The organism is Pseudomonas sp. FME51 (assembly GCF_014897305.1).
The window spans coordinates 1-17,287 of sequence record NZ_JABUYN010000001.1; the positions used below are offsets into that span (position 1 = coordinate 1).

At 36.3% G+C, this 17,287-nt stretch carries 20 protein-coding genes and 1 pseudogene; 11 read left to right on the forward strand and 10 right to left on the reverse strand.

What is annotated here, in order from left to right:
- Window positions 1-209: 209 nt before the first annotated feature.
- Together INT39_RS00005 and INT39_RS00010 are read right to left on the reverse strand one after the other, a co-directional pair.
- Window positions 210-572, reverse strand: a complete 363-nt coding sequence (locus INT39_RS00005; RefSeq protein WP_193016472.1) for a hypothetical protein — start codon at window positions 570-572, stop codon at window positions 210-212.
- A 739-nt stretch (window positions 573-1,311) separates the two neighbouring features.
- Window positions 1,312-1,533 carry a DUF2594 family protein gene (locus tag INT39_RS00010; protein ID WP_193016473.1) on the reverse strand — a complete coding sequence of 74 codons (222 nt, stop codon included), beginning with the start codon at window positions 1,531-1,533 and terminating at the stop codon, window positions 1,312-1,314.
- Between the two features lie 200 nt (window positions 1,534-1,733).
- Here INT39_RS00010 and INT39_RS00015 point away from each other — a divergent pair, with 200 nt between their 5' ends.
- The 7 genes from INT39_RS00015 to INT39_RS00045 all read left to right on the forward strand — a co-directional run bounded on the left by INT39_RS00015 (window position 1,734) and on the right by INT39_RS00045 (window position 6,411).
- On the forward strand, window positions 1,734-2,654 hold the full coding sequence (locus INT39_RS00015; protein ID WP_226894092.1) for an NAD(P)H-hydrate dehydratase: 921 nt from the start codon (window positions 1,734-1,736) through the stop codon (window positions 2,652-2,654).
- 168 nt (window positions 2,655-2,822) lie between these two features.
- Window positions 2,823-3,251 carry a universal stress protein gene (locus INT39_RS00020; RefSeq protein WP_193016474.1) on the forward strand — a complete coding sequence of 143 codons (429 nt, stop codon included), beginning with the start codon at window positions 2,823-2,825 and terminating at the stop codon, window positions 3,249-3,251.
- Between the two features lie 120 nt (window positions 3,252-3,371).
- Window positions 3,372-3,710 (forward strand): hypothetical protein, encoded by a 339-nt coding sequence (locus INT39_RS00025; protein ID WP_075674296.1) that lies wholly within the window; start codon window positions 3,372-3,374, stop codon window positions 3,708-3,710.
- 66 nt (window positions 3,711-3,776) lie between these two features.
- Window positions 3,777-4,214 (forward strand): universal stress protein, encoded by a 438-nt coding sequence (locus INT39_RS00030; RefSeq protein WP_193016475.1) that lies wholly within the window; start codon window positions 3,777-3,779, stop codon window positions 4,212-4,214.
- A 247-nt stretch (window positions 4,215-4,461) separates the two neighbouring features.
- Window positions 4,462-4,875, forward strand: a complete 414-nt coding sequence (locus tag INT39_RS00035) for a hypothetical protein (protein WP_193016476.1) — start codon at window positions 4,462-4,464, stop codon at window positions 4,873-4,875.
- A gap of 283 nt (window positions 4,876-5,158) precedes the next feature.
- Window positions 5,159-5,947 (forward strand): threonine/serine ThrE exporter family protein, encoded by a 789-nt coding sequence (locus INT39_RS00040; RefSeq protein WP_226944447.1) that lies wholly within the window; start codon window positions 5,159-5,161, stop codon window positions 5,945-5,947.
- Window positions 5,938-6,411, forward strand: coding sequence for a threonine/serine exporter (locus INT39_RS00045; RefSeq protein WP_193016478.1), 474 nt, complete (start codon window positions 5,938-5,940; stop codon window positions 6,409-6,411). The genes INT39_RS00040 and INT39_RS00045 overlap by 10 nt, the downstream gene beginning before the upstream one ends.
- 4 nt (window positions 6,412-6,415) lie before the next feature.
- Here INT39_RS00045 and INT39_RS00050 read toward each other — a convergent pair whose 3' ends face one another.
- Window positions 6,416-6,598 carry a hypothetical protein gene (locus tag INT39_RS00050; protein WP_036912881.1) on the reverse strand — a complete coding sequence of 61 codons (183 nt, stop codon included), beginning with the start codon at window positions 6,596-6,598 and terminating at the stop codon, window positions 6,416-6,418.
- Between the two features lie 253 nt (window positions 6,599-6,851).
- Between INT39_RS00050 and INT39_RS00055 the strand changes: the two genes are divergently transcribed.
- On the forward strand, window positions 6,852-7,835 hold the full coding sequence (locus INT39_RS00055; RefSeq protein ID WP_226894093.1) for an endonuclease: 984 nt from the start codon (window positions 6,852-6,854) through the stop codon (window positions 7,833-7,835).
- 19 nt (window positions 7,836-7,854) lie between these two features.
- Here INT39_RS00055 and INT39_RS00060 read toward each other — a convergent pair whose 3' ends face one another.
- Complete coding sequence (locus INT39_RS00060) at window positions 7,855-8,298, reverse strand: methyltransferase family protein (protein WP_193016479.1); 444 nt, start codon at window positions 8,296-8,298, stop codon at window positions 7,855-7,857.
- A gap of 351 nt (window positions 8,299-8,649) precedes the next feature.
- Here INT39_RS00060 and phoH point away from each other — a divergent pair, with 351 nt between their 5' ends.
- Complete coding sequence (gene phoH / locus INT39_RS00065; RefSeq protein WP_193016480.1) at window positions 8,650-9,435, forward strand: phosphate starvation-inducible protein PhoH; 786 nt, start codon at window positions 8,650-8,652, stop codon at window positions 9,433-9,435.
- Window positions 9,436-9,534: 99 nt separating this feature from the next.
- Here phoH and INT39_RS00070 read toward each other — a convergent pair whose 3' ends face one another.
- From INT39_RS00070 to INT39_RS00090, 5 genes and pseudogenes are all read right to left on the reverse strand, one after another.
- Window positions 9,535-10,380 (reverse strand): siderophore-interacting protein, encoded by an 846-nt coding sequence (locus tag INT39_RS00070; protein WP_193016481.1) that lies wholly within the window; start codon window positions 10,378-10,380, stop codon window positions 9,535-9,537.
- 413 nt (window positions 10,381-10,793) lie between these two features.
- A complete protein-coding gene (locus INT39_RS00075) occupies window positions 10,794-11,177 on the reverse strand; it encodes a DUF805 domain-containing protein (protein WP_193016482.1) in 384 nt (127 codons plus the stop codon).
- A gap of 686 nt (window positions 11,178-11,863) precedes the next feature.
- Complete coding sequence (locus tag INT39_RS00080; protein WP_109372179.1) at window positions 11,864-12,025, reverse strand: DUF2474 domain-containing protein; 162 nt, start codon at window positions 12,023-12,025, stop codon at window positions 11,864-11,866.
- A complete protein-coding gene (gene cydB, locus INT39_RS00085; protein ID WP_193016483.1) occupies window positions 12,006-13,013 on the reverse strand; it encodes a cytochrome d ubiquinol oxidase subunit II in 1,008 nt (335 codons plus the stop codon). The genes INT39_RS00080 and cydB overlap by 20 nt, the downstream gene beginning before the upstream one ends.
- A pseudogene (locus tag INT39_RS00090) lies at window positions 13,009-14,337 on the reverse strand (cytochrome ubiquinol oxidase subunit I); the annotation flags it as partial. The pseudogene INT39_RS00090 and the gene cydB, both read right to left, overlap by 5 nt.
- Window positions 14,338-14,473: 136 nt before the next feature.
- On the opposite strand from INT39_RS00090, the gene INT39_RS00095 reads away from it, so the two are divergent.
- Window positions 14,474-15,889 (forward strand): PLP-dependent aminotransferase family protein, encoded by a 1,416-nt coding sequence (locus INT39_RS00095; protein WP_193016485.1) that lies wholly within the window; start codon window positions 14,474-14,476, stop codon window positions 15,887-15,889.
- Between the two features lie 115 nt (window positions 15,890-16,004).
- Window positions 16,005-16,574: a HutD family protein gene (locus INT39_RS00100; protein ID WP_193016486.1), complete on the forward strand. Its 570-nt coding sequence runs from the start codon at window positions 16,005-16,007 to the stop codon at window positions 16,572-16,574.
- Between the two features lie 56 nt (window positions 16,575-16,630).
- Here INT39_RS00100 and INT39_RS00105 read toward each other — a convergent pair whose 3' ends face one another.
- A complete protein-coding gene (locus tag INT39_RS00105) occupies window positions 16,631-17,242 on the reverse strand; it encodes a LysE family translocator (protein WP_193016487.1) in 612 nt (203 codons plus the stop codon).
- Window positions 17,243-17,287 lie beyond the last annotated feature (45 nt).

The window sequence follows — 17,287 nt, forward strand, 5'->3', positions numbered from 1 at the left end:
CTCCTAGCGACTCATTCATTTGTCGCCTAGCTACATCTTGAATTATTTAGAGTATAGAGAGTTAGTTATAGAGAAAGAAAAAAAGAGAAATGAAAAGCAAAAGGGAAGAATAAGAGAAGATGAATAAGTGATGGAGAGGGCTAAATAAAAAAGAGCAGGATAATTTCTACTCTTTAAATTGATTGCTACTCATTTTGTTGATGAGAGAATTATTTTTCTTGTTCTTTTAATGCAGAGACCATTTGAATTTTACATGCGGCAACAATTTGTGTTAGGCCTTCTTGAAATTCAGCACGAGAGCCAATTTCAGCTTTTGCATCACGTAAAGAATTAACAACTTCGATGGTGCCTTCAGTAAATTGTGCTTCAGTTGCTTCTAATTTTGCAAAATCAAATTTCTTTGCATTTAATGATGCGACAGCTTCTTTTGCAATTTTCTCAGCAGGTTCTTTAGTGTCATAAGCTTTGATTGAGATATCTTTAAACGTATCGCAGTAGTCGTCTGCCATTTTAGTTGGGTTAGCAAATGCAACAGCAGGTAATAACAGCAGAGATAAGAGAAGTGGTTTCATTATAAAGCCTCATGGTTTATTTTTTAGTGCGTACGGATTGAGTGTAACATACAAACACTAATGACGATAAATCAGAATAAGTGTAAAAATATAAATAATTAATATTATTAACCTTAATAAGCGCGATCTTATTGTTCTTATTGTCTTTAAAGATAATAATCTAGAGTTCTACAACCTAATAACGTCGAATAATATGCAATAAAGAGAACGTCTTTTAAGAAAGAATATTAGGATTTATCTTTATTTACATTTTATGATACTTATATTTATTTGCATTAAAAATGAGAAAATAAAAGTTTAAATATAAAAATAAGAATATAAAATAGCAAAGCTATATTTTATTAACATTTAAATAACTTTAATGTATTGTATTATATAGGTTATTTTATAATCATTATGTATATGATAGTGTATTTTTTATTTTTATAGATTTGAACTGATTAACATTAAAAATACTTAACAAAAAGAGTGTTCTATACCTTTCATACAATGAAAATAGTGTGTCAGAGAAAAAATTATCATTAATACGACAAGAAAATAATTTAATGAGGAAAATGAAAAGAAGAGAAAAAAATCCCCTCTATAAGGGTAGAGGGGTAGCTAAATGAATAAAGAATGGTTTATTTCGAGATTGAGTATATAGAAATTTAAAACTAAATTTTGTTTATTTGTGCAGCACAAAAAGTTTAGAAAATAGATTGAAAATATGTGCTAGTACTCAATATCAAAAATCAATTAATTATTGACGGTAAGCTGTCTTAATTTGGCTAATTGTATTGCGGAATGTCTCAGCGTGTTTTTCGTCATCAACTTCATTAATAGCACGTTCAATATTTAAAATAATACGGCCAGCATCGGCTTGACCTAATGCCTTTAACATATAAGTGACTAAGGTTTTTAGGCATGCCACTTCTTCGGCTAAGGTCTCAACATCTGCTTGTGTTTTAAATTTCTCGTTCATTATCTACTTTCCTTTGTCTTTAATTACGTATCATATCAAATTAGGTCAATAGAATAGCAAAGTCTTGGTGAGGTATGAATAGCTATAACTAAAGCATTTTATAAGATTGAAATTGTTAGTATAACAATTAGACAAATAATACGCCGTCCCGTTTATTCGTTGAAATCACGCTATACTTTAAAGATTGAGTGTAACAGAGCATGGAAAATCCATCACGATTAGCAATAAGAAAAAATGCAGGAAATGGTGAAGGAAAAAGTAAGATGAAAAAAGAACAACTATTATATGCAATAACGCAATATCCTGCACTTTGTCAGCGTAAAACGGGAAATACACATAAAGGAACGTTTGGTACATTAGGCGTTATTGGGAGTGCCGAGGGAATGAGCGGCGCTATTGTATTAGCAGGAAAAAGTGCATTAAAAGCAGGGTGTGGAAAAGTATTTCTTGGTTTTGCACAATCGCAATTACCTCTTCCTTTTATTGATAGCGCGCCAGAATTAATGCTAAAAACAGCATTTGCATTGATCAATCAGCAAGCGATTTCCGCATGGGCAATCGGCTGTGGTTTAGGATTATCGACAGACTCTGAATGTATTTTATCAACGATTTTAGCACAACGTATTGACGATAAACCTTATGTTTTTGATGCCGATGCATTGGTACTGATGGCGAAATTAAAATCCCCCATATCGCTTAATCAATACTGTGTGCTAACGCCACATCCCAAAGAAGCGGCTATTTTACTTAATTGCACATTGCGAGATATTCAAAATGATCGAGAAGGTTCAGCGAAAGAAATTGCAACGCTTTACCATTGTTGGGCCATTATAAAAGGGCAAAATACGGTTATTACTTCTCCAACTGGGGAGATAACAATCAATACAACAGGTAATAGCGGTTTATCAACGGCAGGAAGTGGTGATGTATTAACGGGTGTTATGGGGAGTTTTTTAGCGCAAGGAATGACGATGTCAGATGCGGTAAAAAGTGCTGTTTGGATACATGGGATGGCGGCTGATATTTTAGTTGAAAAGGGTATTGGGCCAATAGGATTAACGGCATCAGAATTAATTGATACTATCCGCAATATTCGTAACCAACTCCACTCATTAACATAGCGACACAATATACACTATTTTGAATAAGATCTTTTACTTTTTAGCTTAACGTATTAATAATTAAAGTAGGTTTATAATGAGATTCGGCGTTTTTAGTTAATTCACTCACAGTAATCTTTAGGTTATTGCGATAGGATTAAGGCAAATGGAGAGTTGAGAGGAGTTATTATGTATAAAACGATTTTAGTGCCTATTGATATTGTTGAAGAAGAGTTAACCAGTAAAGCGGTACGACATGCTGTGTATTTAGCAAAAGAAACCGGAGCTAATTTACATTTAATTCATGTTCTTCCTATCTCTTCGGCAATCATTAATGCTTATTCACTGGGTTATCCAGAAATTAAAGACAAAGCGACGGTGAAAGCAGAAAATGATATGCAAATGTTGGTAGATTCGGTGGATTTACCTGCTGAAAAGGTCGCTTATACGGTTACTTTTGGCTCACCGCGTGATGAAATTTTAGTAACAGCAAAAGAGATCCAATCAGATTTAATTGTGATTGGTTCACGCCGACCGAATATCAGTACTCACCTATTAGGCTCAACAGCCGCGGGTGTGGTTCGTTATGCTGAAATTTCAGTTTTAGTTGTTCGTTAAGCTATTCATTAATATGCTATGAGTTTTCCTCGTAGCATATTTTTTACTTTTTTTTGCGTAGTTTATCTTATTTATTCAATAAGCAGTTGATTGAGTAAACAGTCTATAGAGTGAATAAGAATGGAAAAATTTACCCAAGAACTTTTAAGGCTCGATCATTTTATTCTACGCATCTTACGCTATTATGTAATTGGCTCTATTTTCTTTTTTTTAGGGTTATTACCTGGTGTATTAGGGTTTTATTTAATTGAAGGACATAGTTTTATGGAGTCCTCGTTAAATGCAATATCCATGTTAAGTGGGCAACCAGTAGAGCCAGCACCTGCAACCCCAACAGGGCGCTTTTTTATTGCGATTTATGGATTATTTCTTCAGTGTGTTTTTATTTTATCAATTGGGTTAGTTGTGACACCTTTTATTCATCGACAATTGCATAAATGGCATCTTGAGGAAGATTAAATAAGCAAGCTGTGGGTTTAACGCTACAATAATAAACAGACAATAATCTGATAATGAGGAGTTGCTATGTACAAGACAATTCTAGTACCTGTTGATATTTCAGAAGATGAGTTAACCACTAAAGCGTTACAACACGCTGTTTATATTGCTAAATTAGAAGGCGCAAAACTGCATCTTTTCCATGCTATTCCTGATATTTCACGTTTCTCTATTAGCTATAGCTACCATTATGACATGCTAAGTTCTTTTGCAAATAAAGCACTAGAGCGTGTACAAGAACAACTGCAAGAATTAGCTGATAGTATTGATTTGCCTAATGAGCAAGTTGAGTATTCTGCTGTTTTTGGATCTGCAAGAGATAAAGTTTTAGAGCTGGCTGAAAAAATTAATGCTGATTTGATTGTGATTGGCTCACGCCGTCCAAGTATTTCAACACATCTATTAGGTTCAAATGCATCAGGTATTGTTGCTTATGCAAAACAATCTGTATTAGTTGTCCGCTAAAATTTCTCATAAAAGTAAAAAAATAGCTAAAGCCCCTAAGTTATTTAGGGGCTTTTTCACCTTGGTTTATAAAAAATTATTTATCATTTCGGATATACATTTTCATCTCAATACTAGATAAAAAAAGATAGATAGGGCGCAATTGTTTATTAATGCGGTTTTTATGTAAACATAAGGAACTTCATTGATTGAGAATGATAGGCATTCTAAAGTGGAGCTTGTTATTTTTTAATGAGAGATAAGTGTTATGTTGAATAACCAAAATTTTATTGTCATGGATGTTGAGAAATTTCCTGTTATTACCATGAAAATATTTCCAGAAACGCTGGATGATGCCAATAACTGGACTTCTGAAATGGATGTTGTACTAAGTGAAAAACAAAAATTTGTATTGATTTACCCATCCATTAATAAAAAAGAGAAAGAGCATAAAAAAGAAGATATGGACGGTATGAAAGCCGTAAGGCGTTGGCTAAAAGAGGGTAAGGCACTGCTTAGTGAAAATTGTGCTGGTATGATAATGACAGCAGATCCACAAAAAAATGATAAAGAGCAACTGGTGCAACTCTCGACTGTTATTTCTGCTGTTTACGGTGTTCCCGTATTTGTTGCAGAAACGCTGGATGAATCGTATGTTAAAGCTAATGAATTGGTTGAGTAATTAACTTCTACGATAAAATGACGTAATACATTATTTTGGGCGCCAAATACGTTGTCGCCTTTATTATTTTATATATTATTTAACTGTTTTTTCTAAAAAAAGCAGATTTTACTAATAAGTGAGTGAGTAAACAAAAATTGATCTACCTACAGCCTTAAATATTTTATTTGTTCATAATAGTCTTGAAAGATGATAGAGCGAAAAACAGACTATGCTGATAAACTTTATATTAGCAATAGCTCGTTTTTGATTAAAACTAAGGCATGGTATGGACAATGAGATAATGGCTGACTGCTCAGCCATTTCACAAGATAAACAGCGTGAAATTACCAAATTATGTATTCAAACTGCCTTGTTGTTATTGCAACATGGTGCAGAAAGTATGCTAGTTGAGCAACTTTCAACCCGTCTCGGTTTAGCGTTAGGTGTACATCAAGTTGAAAGTGCAATTTCTGCTAATGCAGTGGTATTAACAACGATCGTTAATGGGCATTGTCAAACATCCACACGAAAGATTGTTGATCGTGGTATTAATATGCATGTTGTGACAGAAGTTCAGCATATTGTGATTTTGGTGGAGCATCACCTCGCGGATATTCACGAAGCAAGAAAGCGCTTTGAACATATAAAACCATTACGTTACCCACGTTGGGCGATTATTTTTATGGTTGCCTTATCTTGCGGTTGTTTCTCAAAATTAAATGGGGGCAATTGGGATGGTTTTTTAGTCTCTTCTATTGGCGGTGGATTAGGGATGTTTGTACGACAAGCATTAACGCATCGTCAAATAAATCCATTAATTAATTTCTGTATTACCGCTTTTGTTGCTACGTCTGTTTCAGGTTTATTATTAAAACTTTCCTACTTTCAAACAACCGCAACTATTTCAATGGCCGCCAGTGTCTTATTGCTTGTTCCCGGATTTCCTTTAATTAATGCGGTTGCTGATATGTTTAAAGGGCATGTTAATACAGGATTAGCCCGTTGGGCGATGGCAACAATGTTGACGTTAGCGACGTGTTTAGGGGTTATTTTAGCGATGGCGGTATGGGAGTTAAGAGATTGGGCATAATAACGATTATCCTTACCCTTATTGAAGACATGATTTTAGCAGCTATTCCAGCAGTGGGTTTTGCAATGGTATTTAATGTCCCTTTGCGGGCACTAAAATATTGTGCGTTATTAGGGGCAATAGGGCATGGTTCACGCACAATCTTAATGATGAGTGGAATGAACATTGAATGGGCCAGTTTCTGTGCTGCCATTTTAGTGGGCTGTATTGGTATTCAATGGTCACGCTGGTGGCTTGCACATCCTAAAGTCTTTACTGTTGCGGCGGTTATTCCTATGTTTCCTGGGATTAATGCTTATATCGCGATGATCTCGGTGGTGAAGTTAACACAAATTGGCTATAGCGAGGAGATTTTTGAAGCTTTAGTTACGAACTTCCTTAAAGCTTCATTTATTGTCGGAGCGCTTTCTATCGGGCTATCCTTGCCGGGATTATGGTTATATCGCAAGCGTCCGAGTGTATAATTGTTTACATGGCGTGTTGTAGTGAATTTAATGTAATATCTAGTTCGTTTTTGTCAGAAATAATAATCTGGATCCGTAATTTATTTTCAGACTCCAAACTTGCATGCGCTTTAACATCTTCGTTATTCGCATGCTTTTTTGTTATTTCAACTAATTCATCCATTAAATTCAGCATATTCTCATTCATTTTTTTAATCTCTCTAAATCAGTGATGGACAAACCATAGCAAATCCCGTTTACGTTAATGTGGAGAATAACGGCTTTTTCTATCACCATTCACGCTTATTGTTTTATTTTTCATATAAAAAATAGTAAGAAAGATTGCCCAAAATAAATCAAAAAAAGGTAATATTAGATAAAATAAAAATAAGATTATCAGTTGGTTATTAAAGATAATTTTTATTTGGTTTAATAAAATAAAGCGTAAGGCAGATACCACTTTGAGAAAAATATTACACTATACCGCGGTTGTGTTGAGTTTATTTATTATTACATTACATGTTCAAGCACAAGCCCCTACAAATTTCACGAAAGCGAAAGAGATAGCAAAAGAACGTATTTATTATGATCAAAATCAAAAATCACAAGGAACGATTTATTGTGGTTGTGATTGGGAATGGGTAGGTAAATCGGGAGGGCGTGTTGATTTAGCCAGTTGCGGATATCAAGTGAGAACGCAACAAACAAGAGCAGCGCGTATTGAATGGGAGCATATTGTTCCCGCATGGGTGTTTGGGCATCAGCGTCAATGTTGGCAAAATGGAGGTCGAACTCAATGTGTAAAAAGCGATCCTATTTTTGGCAAAATCGAAGCAGACTTACATAATTTAGCGCCCTCTATTGGTGAAGTTAACGGTGATCGTAGCAATTTTAGCTTTGGACAATTACCTGCACAAGCACCTTATCAATATGGGCAATGTCGCAGCCGTGTCGATTTTGCTTCGCGTACGTTTGAGCCACGCAATGAAGTGAAAGGCCAAGTCGCCAGGGTCTATTTCTATTTACATGACCGCTATAATCTCTCGATGTCACGTCAGCAACAACAATTATTAATGGCTTGGGATAATGCCTATCCACCAACGGCATGGGAAAAAGAGCGTGATAATCGTATAGCACGTGTTGTTGGTTATCATAATCCCTTTGTTACAGGCGAAATGAAATGGCAATTAGGGCATAAAAATAGCGGAATCGGATTATCTGCATCAAATACTACGCCAGTAACTAAAGCTAAAGTTGAAACACCAAAGCAAACTAGCGCAGTACAGCCCGTAGATATTAAAGGCAATATTAATAGCAAGATTTATCATTTTGCCCATTGTTCGGGTTATAAAACCATGTCAGATAAAAATGCGGTCTATTTCAAAACAGAAAATGAAGCCACGAAAGCGGGCTATCGTTTAGCCAACAATTGTAAACAACCTTAGTTTTTTGACTAACGAGTAACTACATCCACCGACGAACGTGGCGACAATATTGTTGCCACGCTTGTGGAAATAATTCACTTAATATTTTTTCTTCACGTACGATGGTATAGCGGTCAGTAATCAAGAAGAAGGCAATCGCAGCACCTAAAAATCCCCAATTACCAAAAATAAAAAATAATCCAATACTGATATCTAAAAATCCTAAATACATTGGGTTACGGCTAATTTTATAAGGGCCGCTGGTGACTAATTCTTTAGGTATATGATTTGGATTCGGGGAGGTTTTCTGTTTAATAAAAAAGGAGAGACAATAAAAAAGCCAGATCCCAGATGTGGTGACGGTGAGTAAACCTAAATAGAAAAAGAAACCCATCTTTAGCGTACCTGAATGAAGCTCAAAACCAATAAATGGAATAAGATTCAGTAGTAACCAATAAACAAAGGGTAATCGTAAGAAATTCATTTATTTCCCCTTAAATAATGTGCATTGTTAGATTAATATTCACTTTGTCTTGTTATCAACTTCAATCATATTGAAAATATTTTTATTTTGTCATTATACTGTCACAAAGCTTCGTTAATTTTCACTCTAACTCCATGATGGGGAATATGAATGACAGAAGCAACGGAAATATCACGTTACCCACAGAAAACCGGCAACAATCGCTCATTGATAGTTAATGTTCAGAATTGTGACCGGTTTTTTTGTTTTCTACAGTTAGATAAAGTCTAAAGGGGACTTATAGATAAGTAACAGGGATACAAATAAGAGATATCGATGACTTTTTGAAGACTAACAAGGGTAAATACCATTATGAGTAGACAAAAAGCAGCAACACGTTTACGCCGAGAAAATAAACGCACTTCACGTAAAGAACAACGTAACGGAGCACATCGAGATAATGTTATGGTTTTACCAGGATTTGGCGATATCAATACCATAGGTATGGCGAGAGAAAAGCGTGATGAAAGAGTACTTTCTCCTCGCAATGAAATACAACGCCAATATATGAATGCCATTAAACATCAAAATCTTATTTTTGCGACAGGAGAAGCCGGATGCGGCAAAACGTTTTTGAGTACTGCAATGGCGGCTGATGCCTTAATTAATAAAGAAATAGAACGGATTATTGTTACGCGGCCTGTTTTACAAGCAGATGAAGATTTAGGTTTTTTACCGGGAGATATTGCAGAGAAATTTGCACCTTACTTTCGTCCTGTTTACGATGTATTAGTCAAACGTTTAGGCGCTTCATTCTTACAATATTGTTTACGCCCCGAAATCGGTAAAGTCGAAATAGCGCCTTTTGCCTATATGCGAGGGCGTACCTTTGAAAATGCATTTGTTATTTTAGATGAAGCGCAAAACGTTACTGTAAATCAAATGAAATTATTTCTAACCAGAATGGGGGAAAATGTCACTGTTGTTGTGAATGGAGATATTACACAGTGTGATTTACCTTCTAGTGTGCATTCTGGATTAGCTGATGCGCTTGCTCGATTTGAAGCCAATAATCGAGTGGGTGTGATTAAGTTTATGCAAGAAGATTGTGTCCGTTCTACATTATGCCAGCATGTACTCGCTGCTTATAATGACTAAGAGAATGTAGGAATTTCTGTATAAATAAAAAAGGCTGCATATTATTGAGGGAGTTAATATGCAGCCTGTATAGCCAACGTTTAATCTTTAATTTATCACTTAACTTACATCTTCATTATCCATAACATGATGACGTTCAGCATGATAGCCTTCTTCATCATAACCAAAGCGCCAGTAAGGAATGGCATAAATCAAACTGCGATCATAACCATTATCACGGCGAATATGGCGTCTTAATGCGCGAATAATTTTATCTTCACCGGCAATCCAAAATGCAACATCTTCAGCGGGTAATTTCCACGACATAAATTCATTGATTAAGTGTTGAGTCTGTTCTTCAACAGAGCCAATCAACCAAATAATGTCTAAGCCATTAGGGTGTTTAATTTCTTGGCGATGTGCTTCATTTTCTACACGTATAACAACTTTACCTTGAACATCGGGTTTCATGGTTTCAATTAAAGCCATTAGTGCGGGTAATGAGCTTGGATCTGCGGCCATATAATAATGTGAAGCTGGTGCTAATAAGGGATCTGGACCACCTGGATTCGTGATACCAATATAATCACCTTCTTTAGCATTTAACGCAAAATGAATAGCAGGGCCGGCATCATCATGAACAGCAAATTCAATATCTAGCTCTTTTTGCTCAGGACGAATTGCACGAACACTATAAGTACGAACAATCGATCTTGGTTCGCCTTCAGGCCATTTGGGCCCTTTTTCAGAAAATCCAGGTACAGTGGGTTTAACTTGACCTTCTAAAGGCAAAAATATTTTCAGATGTGCGCCAGCCGTATCTGCTGGGTAAGTATCTAAATCATCACTGGTAAAAGTGATGCAGCGCATTCCTGGTGTAACGTCAGTAATACGTTTCACTTGAACTAGACGAGGAGGCGCGGGTTTATAAATGTTTTTTTCTTGAGGTGTATTTGGATTACTCACGTTTTTTTACCTGACTCATTTAATTGTTTTATCGATGTAGATATTATCATTTTCAATTAATAATGATAGTCATTATCAACACTAACATTGATTTAGTAAAGTGAAGTGAAGTCTTTACTCATCATTGTGTGATTGAGTTCAAACTCTCAAAAAAGAAAAAACTTAAAAATCAGTATAATAAAGAGAATTAACAGGTGGTAATGTCATGTTGATACTTAAATAGACAGTATTAGATAAGTGAACCACAAAAAAATAAAATAGAACAGTGGGAAAATAACAGAGAAGGGGAAATTAAAAGAGAAAAAATAGGATTAAAAAAAGAGAGGGAGTCATAAAGAAAAAACGGAATAAATACAGTGAGTAAACTGATAAAATAGGGTACTCACTGTATATCATATTATATCAACAGTAGATTAAGCTTTAGGATCTGGGCCAAATCTGTTGTCGCCTTTAGTTCCTTCAAGGCACATAAAGACAAAAACGATTAATCCACCAACAAATGGGATAAAGGCAAGTAAGAACATCCAACCTGATTTATCTTGATCGTGGAAACGGCGAATAGTGACCGCAAGGCTAGGCACAATAATTGCTAAAGAATAAATACCTAGAATAATACTGATAATTGAACCTAATCCGCCCATTTCACCTGTATTCATGTCTATTGATGAAAACATGATTGCATACAGGATAGTAATAATGATGGTGTTTATCAGTGTAAACATCCAATATTCTTTTCTGCGAGCGCGTCCAGAAAAGTTAGCGTAATTATTTTTAATAACTTCTAAATACCAATTCATGACTTCATCCTTAAATTTAGTAGCAACAAAATGTAAGCCTAGTTTAGGTCATCTTTCTTAGCAATTAAGATAATTCTAAATTATCAAAATATGTATATTGGAAAGATATTAGCGTCTACCACACAATATTTAATAAGGAGATGGACTCAATTTTTTAGTTAATCATATGGGTAACATCTAAATGAGACACTAACATGTCTTTATAAAATAATACTGATATGAACCTCTAGGCGGCGGTATCATAATTACTTTAGTAATCTAATTCAACACCCATTCTATTTTATTTTTAGAGAGGATGACTTTTTATAGGATTGTTTATATCTTTAATTATTGCATTAAATGAATAAAAAAGAGTTTATCACTTATCGTTAATCAAAAATGATGTATTTGTGATTATTTTATCAAGGAGTTTGGTTTAAATTTAGTTAATCATAGAAAAGTAAAAGTATTTATTTCTATCATTCTTTTATGTAAGCATAAATCAATCACTATAAGATGAGATATTAAAAGTACACTCTCTAATAAGTGTTACATCAAATGTAACAACACATCGGTTATAGCGTAATAAAAGGATTGTTATCATTAAATATAAAAAGGGCTGAAAATAATCTCAGCCCTTTTTCCGCTTTTATAGCTCGCCATATCGTGCGGTGCTATTTTATTGTATTGCTGTGTATGCTTTGCTTTTACTTCACTTTCATTCCTGCAAGCGTCATTAAAAACCGGAAAAGAGAAGAAACTGCAAATAAGGCTAAAACACTACAAAACCAAATAGTAATTAGCCAGCCCCATTTTTTTAATAATGAGGGTTTGCTTTGTATTTGTGGATCAGTGATAACCTTCTTCATAATTGGTTTTTCCTCTGAAAACGTAGTAACTCCAGAATGTATAGACAAGAATAATTGGAATAATAAATAGGGCACCAACAAGCATAAATCCTTGGCTTTCTGGTGGTGCAGATGCTTCTACAAAACTCACGGCAGGCGGAATAATATTAGGCCAAATACTGATACCTAATCCGGCAAAACCTAATAAAATTAAGGCCAGTGCACCAAAGAAAGGCAGATAGTGTCCTTGTTTTTTTACTGAGCGCAAAATCAACCAAGTGCTGTACAACACCAAAAGAGGAACAGGTAAAAAGAAGAATAGGTTAGGTAAAGAGAACCAACGTTCAGCAATGGTAGGTTGTGCTAACGGTGTCCATGCACTCACAACCGCAATAACAGCAAGCATGACCAATGTTAGAGGTTTAGCAACTTTATACAGGCTTTGTTGTAAATGGCCTTCAGTTTTCATAATCAACCAGCCACACCCTAATAATGAATAGGCGATAACTAAGCCAAAACCGCAAAAGAGTGCAAAGGGAGATAACCAATCAAAATAGCTGCCTGCAAACGTGCGATTCACAACCGGTAAACCTTGAACAACACTCCCAACGACAATGCCTTGTGTAAAAGTGGCTAGAATAGAACCAAAGATAAAGGCTTTATCCCAAAATCCTTTGTGATTGTCATCGGCTTTAAAACGAAATTCGAAAGCGACACCACGAAAAATTAGTGCAACAAGCATTAAGGTTAATGGCATTGCTAATGCGTCAAGAATAACGGCGTAAGCAAGTGGAAAAGCACCAAATAATGCTGCACCACCCAAAACTAACCATGTTTCATTACCGTCCCACACGGGGGCAACGGTATTCATCATTAAGTCACGATCTTGGTTACTTTTAATGAAAGGATAAAGCATACCTATTCCAAGATCGAAACCATCCATAACAATGTACATTAATGTACTAAATACAATGATGATGAACCAAATGACTGGCAAATCAATTCCCATGATGCACCTCCGGTGTACCTTTGCGGATCAGTCTTAACATATAGGCATATCCAATACCGAACACGGAGCCATAAACTACAAAGAAGACCAGCAAGCTTATACTCATGTGCATCTCGCCATGAGCAGATACGGCATCTCGTGTTCGCTGAATGCCATAAACAACCCAAGGTTGACGTCCTACTTCGGTGGTAAACCAACCGGCAAGAATAGCGATAAGTCCTGAAGGTGCCATTAAGAAAGTTAAGCGTAAGAAAGCTTTAGATTCATAAAGTTTATTCTTATAACGTAACCATGTTCCCCAAACGCCGACTAAAATCATTAACATGCCAAGGCCAACCATAATGCGGAATGACCAGAAAACAATGAGTGAGTTAGGTCTGTCTTCTTTAGGAAATTCTTTTAGTGCTGGAACTTGTTTTTCTAAGCTATGAGTAAGGATCATGCTGCCAAGATAAGGGATCTCTATTTTATATTTCGTCTCTTCAGCATCCATATCAGGCATACCAAAAAGAATTAAAGGGGTGGCTTCACCGGGTTTATTTTCCCAATGGCCTTCAATGGCTGCAATTTTAGCAGGTTGATGTTTTAAGGTATTTAAACCATGAACATCCCCAATGAGTGCTTGAATTGGTGCTAGAATTAAGATCATCCACAACGACATTGAAAGCATCTTTTTCATTGCTGATGTCTTATTACCTTTCAGTAAATGCCATGCTGCAGAGGCGGCAATAAAGAAAGCGGAAGCAAGGAACGCAGCAACCCCCATATGGGCAAGGCGATAAGGAAAAGAGGGATTAAAAATGACGGCAATCCAGTCTACCGGCACCACTTGATTGTTAATAATTTCAAACCCTTGTGGGGTCTGCATCCAGCTATTTGAAGCCAAGATCCAAAAAGTAGACATTAAGGTGCCTAATGCCACCATGCAGGTTGCAAAAAAGTGGAGTTTTTCGCCCACTTTATTCCAACCAAATAGCATGACACCTAAGAACCCAGCTTCTAAGAAAAAGGCGGTGAGGACTTCATAAGTTAGTAAAGGGCCTGTAATGGAGCCCGCAAAGTCAGAGAAAAAGCTCCAGTTGGTTCCGAATTGGTAAGCCATGACCAAACCAGAGACCACGCCCATAGCAAAGTTAACAGCGAATATTTTTGACCAAAAATGAAATAACGCTAAATAATCCTTATTGCGCGTTTTTAACCATAAACCTTCCAATACAGCTAAGAAGCTAGCCAGTCCGATAGTAATTGCGGGGAAGATAATATGGAAAGAAACTGTGAACGCAAATTGGATACGCGCCAAATCAAAGGCACTTAACCCAAGCATAAAAACCTCGTTTTATTGATATATAAATGTAAATTGCAGGTAAATCGTGTGGATTAGTAGACCATATGACAGTAAGCTATAATAGTGACAATAAGTTTAAAAATGACTATAACAGTTTTGAGGTGAACAGTTTTATATGACTCGATATGAACAGCTTGCAGCGCAAATACGCCAACAGATTGAAGATAATATCTGGCAATCGGGCGACCGTTTACCTTCATTACGGGATACGGTGAAACAATCAGGTTTAAGTTTAATGACAGTTTTACAATCGTATCAGTTATTAGAAAGCCAAGGGTGGATAACGGCGCGACCACAATCGGGTTATTACGTTGCGCATCGTAACACGCGTTTTGGTCAAGTGACGGCCAGTAAAGGGCTGCACATGAGTGAAAATGTAGAAATCAGCACTTCTATTTTTAATGTACTTCAAGCATGTAAAGATCCCGATATTATTCCTTTTGGTTCGGCATTTCCTGATCCAAGTTTATTTATTCAGCCTAAATTGAGTAGTGCATTAGCGTCAGCAGCAAGACATTTAGCGCCTCAAAGTTCCGTCATTAATTTGCCACCAGGGAATGAAAAGTTACGCCGTAACATTGCGCAACGTTATGCTTTACAAGGTATTCATGTCTCTCCTGATGAAATTGTCATCACTGCGGGTGCAATGGAGTCATTAAGTTTTAGCTTGCAAGCAGTTACTGAGCCGGGCGATTGGGTCGTTATTGAATCCCCTGCATTTTATGGCGCATTACAAGCTATTGAACGTTTACGTTTAAAAGCGATTGCGATCAGAACAGATCCCGTGACAGGGATTTGTTTAGATGAACTTGAAAAAGTAGTTGAGCAGTATGATATTAAAGCCTGTTGGTTAATGAGCCATTGCCAAAATCCATTAGGTGGAACAATACCTGATGAAAATAAAGTTAAGCTGGTGGATATATTAGCGAAAAAGCAGATAACCCTTATTGAAGATGATGTGTATGGTGAGTTGTATAACAGCCAGAAAGCACCAATGCCAGTAAAAGGTTTTGATAAAACGAATAGCGTATTACATTGTGCTTCGTTTTCTAAATGTCTTGCACCAGGATTTCGCGTTGGTTGGGTTGCAGCTGGAAAACATGCAACAAAAATACAGCAGCTACAGATGATGAGCACGGTATCAGCCAGTATGCCAACGCAACAAGCGATTGCCGATTATTTATCGCAAGGCGGTTATGACACGCATCTTCGTCGTTTAAGATTATTGTTAGAACAAAGACGTTATCGCATGTTGCAAGCTATACAAACTCATCTACCTGAAGATGTGAAAGTTAATATTCCAATTGGCGGTTATTTTTTATGGCTAGAATTTGAATCTGAATTCGATGCTAATAAACTTTATCACTTTGCTTTGGAAAGGGGCGTCAGTATTGCACCGGGATCAATGTTTTCTACCAGTTCCCAATTTAACCATGCCTTTCGTTTAAATTCCTCCTTTCAGTGGAATAGTCGGACAGAAAAAGGAATGGAAATTATCGGTGAAGGATGCAGAAAATTACGGCGTAAATAGCAGATGTTAGCGCACATTTTTAAAAGTTAGCTATTGATTTATGAACGGTAATCTCCAATGATTAAATCTTAACCTCATTATCAGACTAACTAGCCAGATATTGCAGGAGGATACAATGAAGCTACGTTGTTTTGATCAGCAAGAGTTACCGTTTATTCAATGGAATAATCAAAAAGGCACAACACAAGAAATCGTTTGTTGGCCTGTTAGTAAAGACTTTTCATGGCGTGCGTGTCTAACCTCGATTGAAGATAATGGCTCATTAGGGCAGTTTCCTGATATTGATCGGCAAATGGTATTATTAGAAGGTAATGGTCTTAATTTAAATAGCCCAGGATTTTTAAGTCATTCTGTCACAAACACTTATCAATCCTTTGATTTTTCAGGTGATATACATGTTAAATCTGAATTAATTAAAGGTGGCGTAAAATGTTTAAATATTATGGTTCGTAGAACATGTTGGAAAGCCGAAACAACGCTAGTGACACAACCACGAATATTGCCAAGTTCTCATGCAGGCTTAATTTATGTGACGAAAGGTGAATGGACATTAACGGGTGCAACTTGCCAGCGTTTATCGAAAGGACAGGGAGCTTGGTGGTTACCGGATATTCGTGAAGGCGAAATAAGACCATTAACTGCCAATTGCCAATTATTATGGGCAGATATTCGACCACTAAAATAAGGGCACTTTTGTGGTCAAATACTGACTAGAATAATTAATAGTGTTTAGGATTATGGCTAATTTAAAGCCAGATTAACGGCAGCAAAGGTGAGTAATCCACCTGCAATACCCTCATTATAACGACGGCGTTTATCACTCAATCCACCTTTTAAGCCAATATACGCAAAAAAGGTACCAAGAAGACCATAAATAATTAAGCAAGTCGTGATAAATATCGCAGATAACAGTAATGATTGTGTTGCTACATCATTATGATTATCAATAAAGTTTGGTAAAATAGCGAGATAAACTAATAAACCTTTAGGATTAAGAAAACTGGTTAAAAAACCTTTACGAAATAACGATGAGATTTTTGTGGCATCAAGGACTAATTGTCCTTTTTTGCAGGCAGATATTAACATTTTAACGGCAAGATAACTGATATAGGCAACACCAACCCATTTAAGTAAATGAAATAAAAGGGGGGATGTTGATACTAAAGTAGCAAGCCCTAATGCACTCAGTACTGCATGGGTTAAATAGCCAGAAATGACGCCTGCATTCGCAATCCACGCTGATTTCATTCCCCCTGATAGCCCTTGGGATGAAATAAAAAGGATATCAGGGCCAGGTGTACATATAAGCGGTAGTACAGTCAGTGCGAATAATAATAAAGTGTTAAATTCCATCTTTTCACCTGATAGAGATAGATTGAGGAAAACATCGTTTTTGCT

Bases quoted from the DNA above. Each gene is read 5' to 3' on its own strand.
- INT39_RS00025 (WP_075674296.1), top strand. From the start codon at position 3,372: ATGGAAAAATTTACCCAAGAACTTTTAAGGCTCGATCATTTTATTCTA.
- INT39_RS00035 (WP_193016476.1), top strand. From the start codon at position 4,462: ATGTTGAATAACCAAAATTTTATTGTCATGGATGTTGAGAAATTTCCT.
- cydB (WP_193016483.1), bottom strand. From the start codon at position 13,013: ATGGGAATTGATTTGCCAGTCATTTGGTTCATCATCATTGTATTTAGT.
- phoH (WP_193016480.1), top strand. From the start codon at position 8,650: ATGAGTAGACAAAAAGCAGCAACACGTTTACGCCGAGAAAATAAACGC.
- INT39_RS00080 (WP_109372179.1), bottom strand. From the start codon at position 12,025: ATGAAGAAGGTTATCACTGATCCACAAATACAAAGCAAACCCTCATTA.
- INT39_RS00100 (WP_193016486.1), top strand. From the start codon at position 16,005: ATGAAGCTACGTTGTTTTGATCAGCAAGAGTTACCGTTTATTCAATGG.
- INT39_RS00095 (WP_193016485.1), top strand. From the start codon at position 14,474: ATGACTCGATATGAACAGCTTGCAGCGCAAATACGCCAACAGATTGAA.
- INT39_RS00060 (WP_193016479.1), bottom strand. From the start codon at position 8,298: ATGAATTTCTTACGATTACCCTTTGTTTATTGGTTACTACTGAATCTT.
- INT39_RS00010 (WP_193016473.1), bottom strand. From the start codon at position 1,533: ATGAACGAGAAATTTAAAACACAAGCAGATGTTGAGACCTTAGCCGAA.
- INT39_RS00075 (WP_193016482.1), bottom strand. From the start codon at position 11,177: ATGAATTGGTATTTAGAAGTTATTAAAAATAATTACGCTAACTTTTCT.
- INT39_RS00015 (WP_226894092.1), top strand. From the start codon at position 1,734: ATGGAAAATCCATCACGATTAGCAATAAGAAAAAATGCAGGAAATGGT.
- INT39_RS00050 (WP_036912881.1), bottom strand. From the start codon at position 6,598: ATGAATGAGAATATGCTGAATTTAATGGATGAATTAGTTGAAATAACA.
- INT39_RS00030 (WP_193016475.1), top strand. From the start codon at position 3,777: ATGTACAAGACAATTCTAGTACCTGTTGATATTTCAGAAGATGAGTTA.
- INT39_RS00040 (WP_226944447.1), top strand. From the start codon at position 5,159: ATGGCTGACTGCTCAGCCATTTCACAAGATAAACAGCGTGAAATTACC.
- INT39_RS00005 (WP_193016472.1), bottom strand. From the start codon at position 572: ATGAAACCACTTCTCTTATCTCTGCTGTTATTACCTGCTGTTGCATTT.
- INT39_RS00020 (WP_193016474.1), top strand. From the start codon at position 2,823: ATGTATAAAACGATTTTAGTGCCTATTGATATTGTTGAAGAAGAGTTA.
- INT39_RS00105 (WP_193016487.1), bottom strand. From the start codon at position 17,242: ATGGAATTTAACACTTTATTATTATTCGCACTGACTGTACTACCGCTT.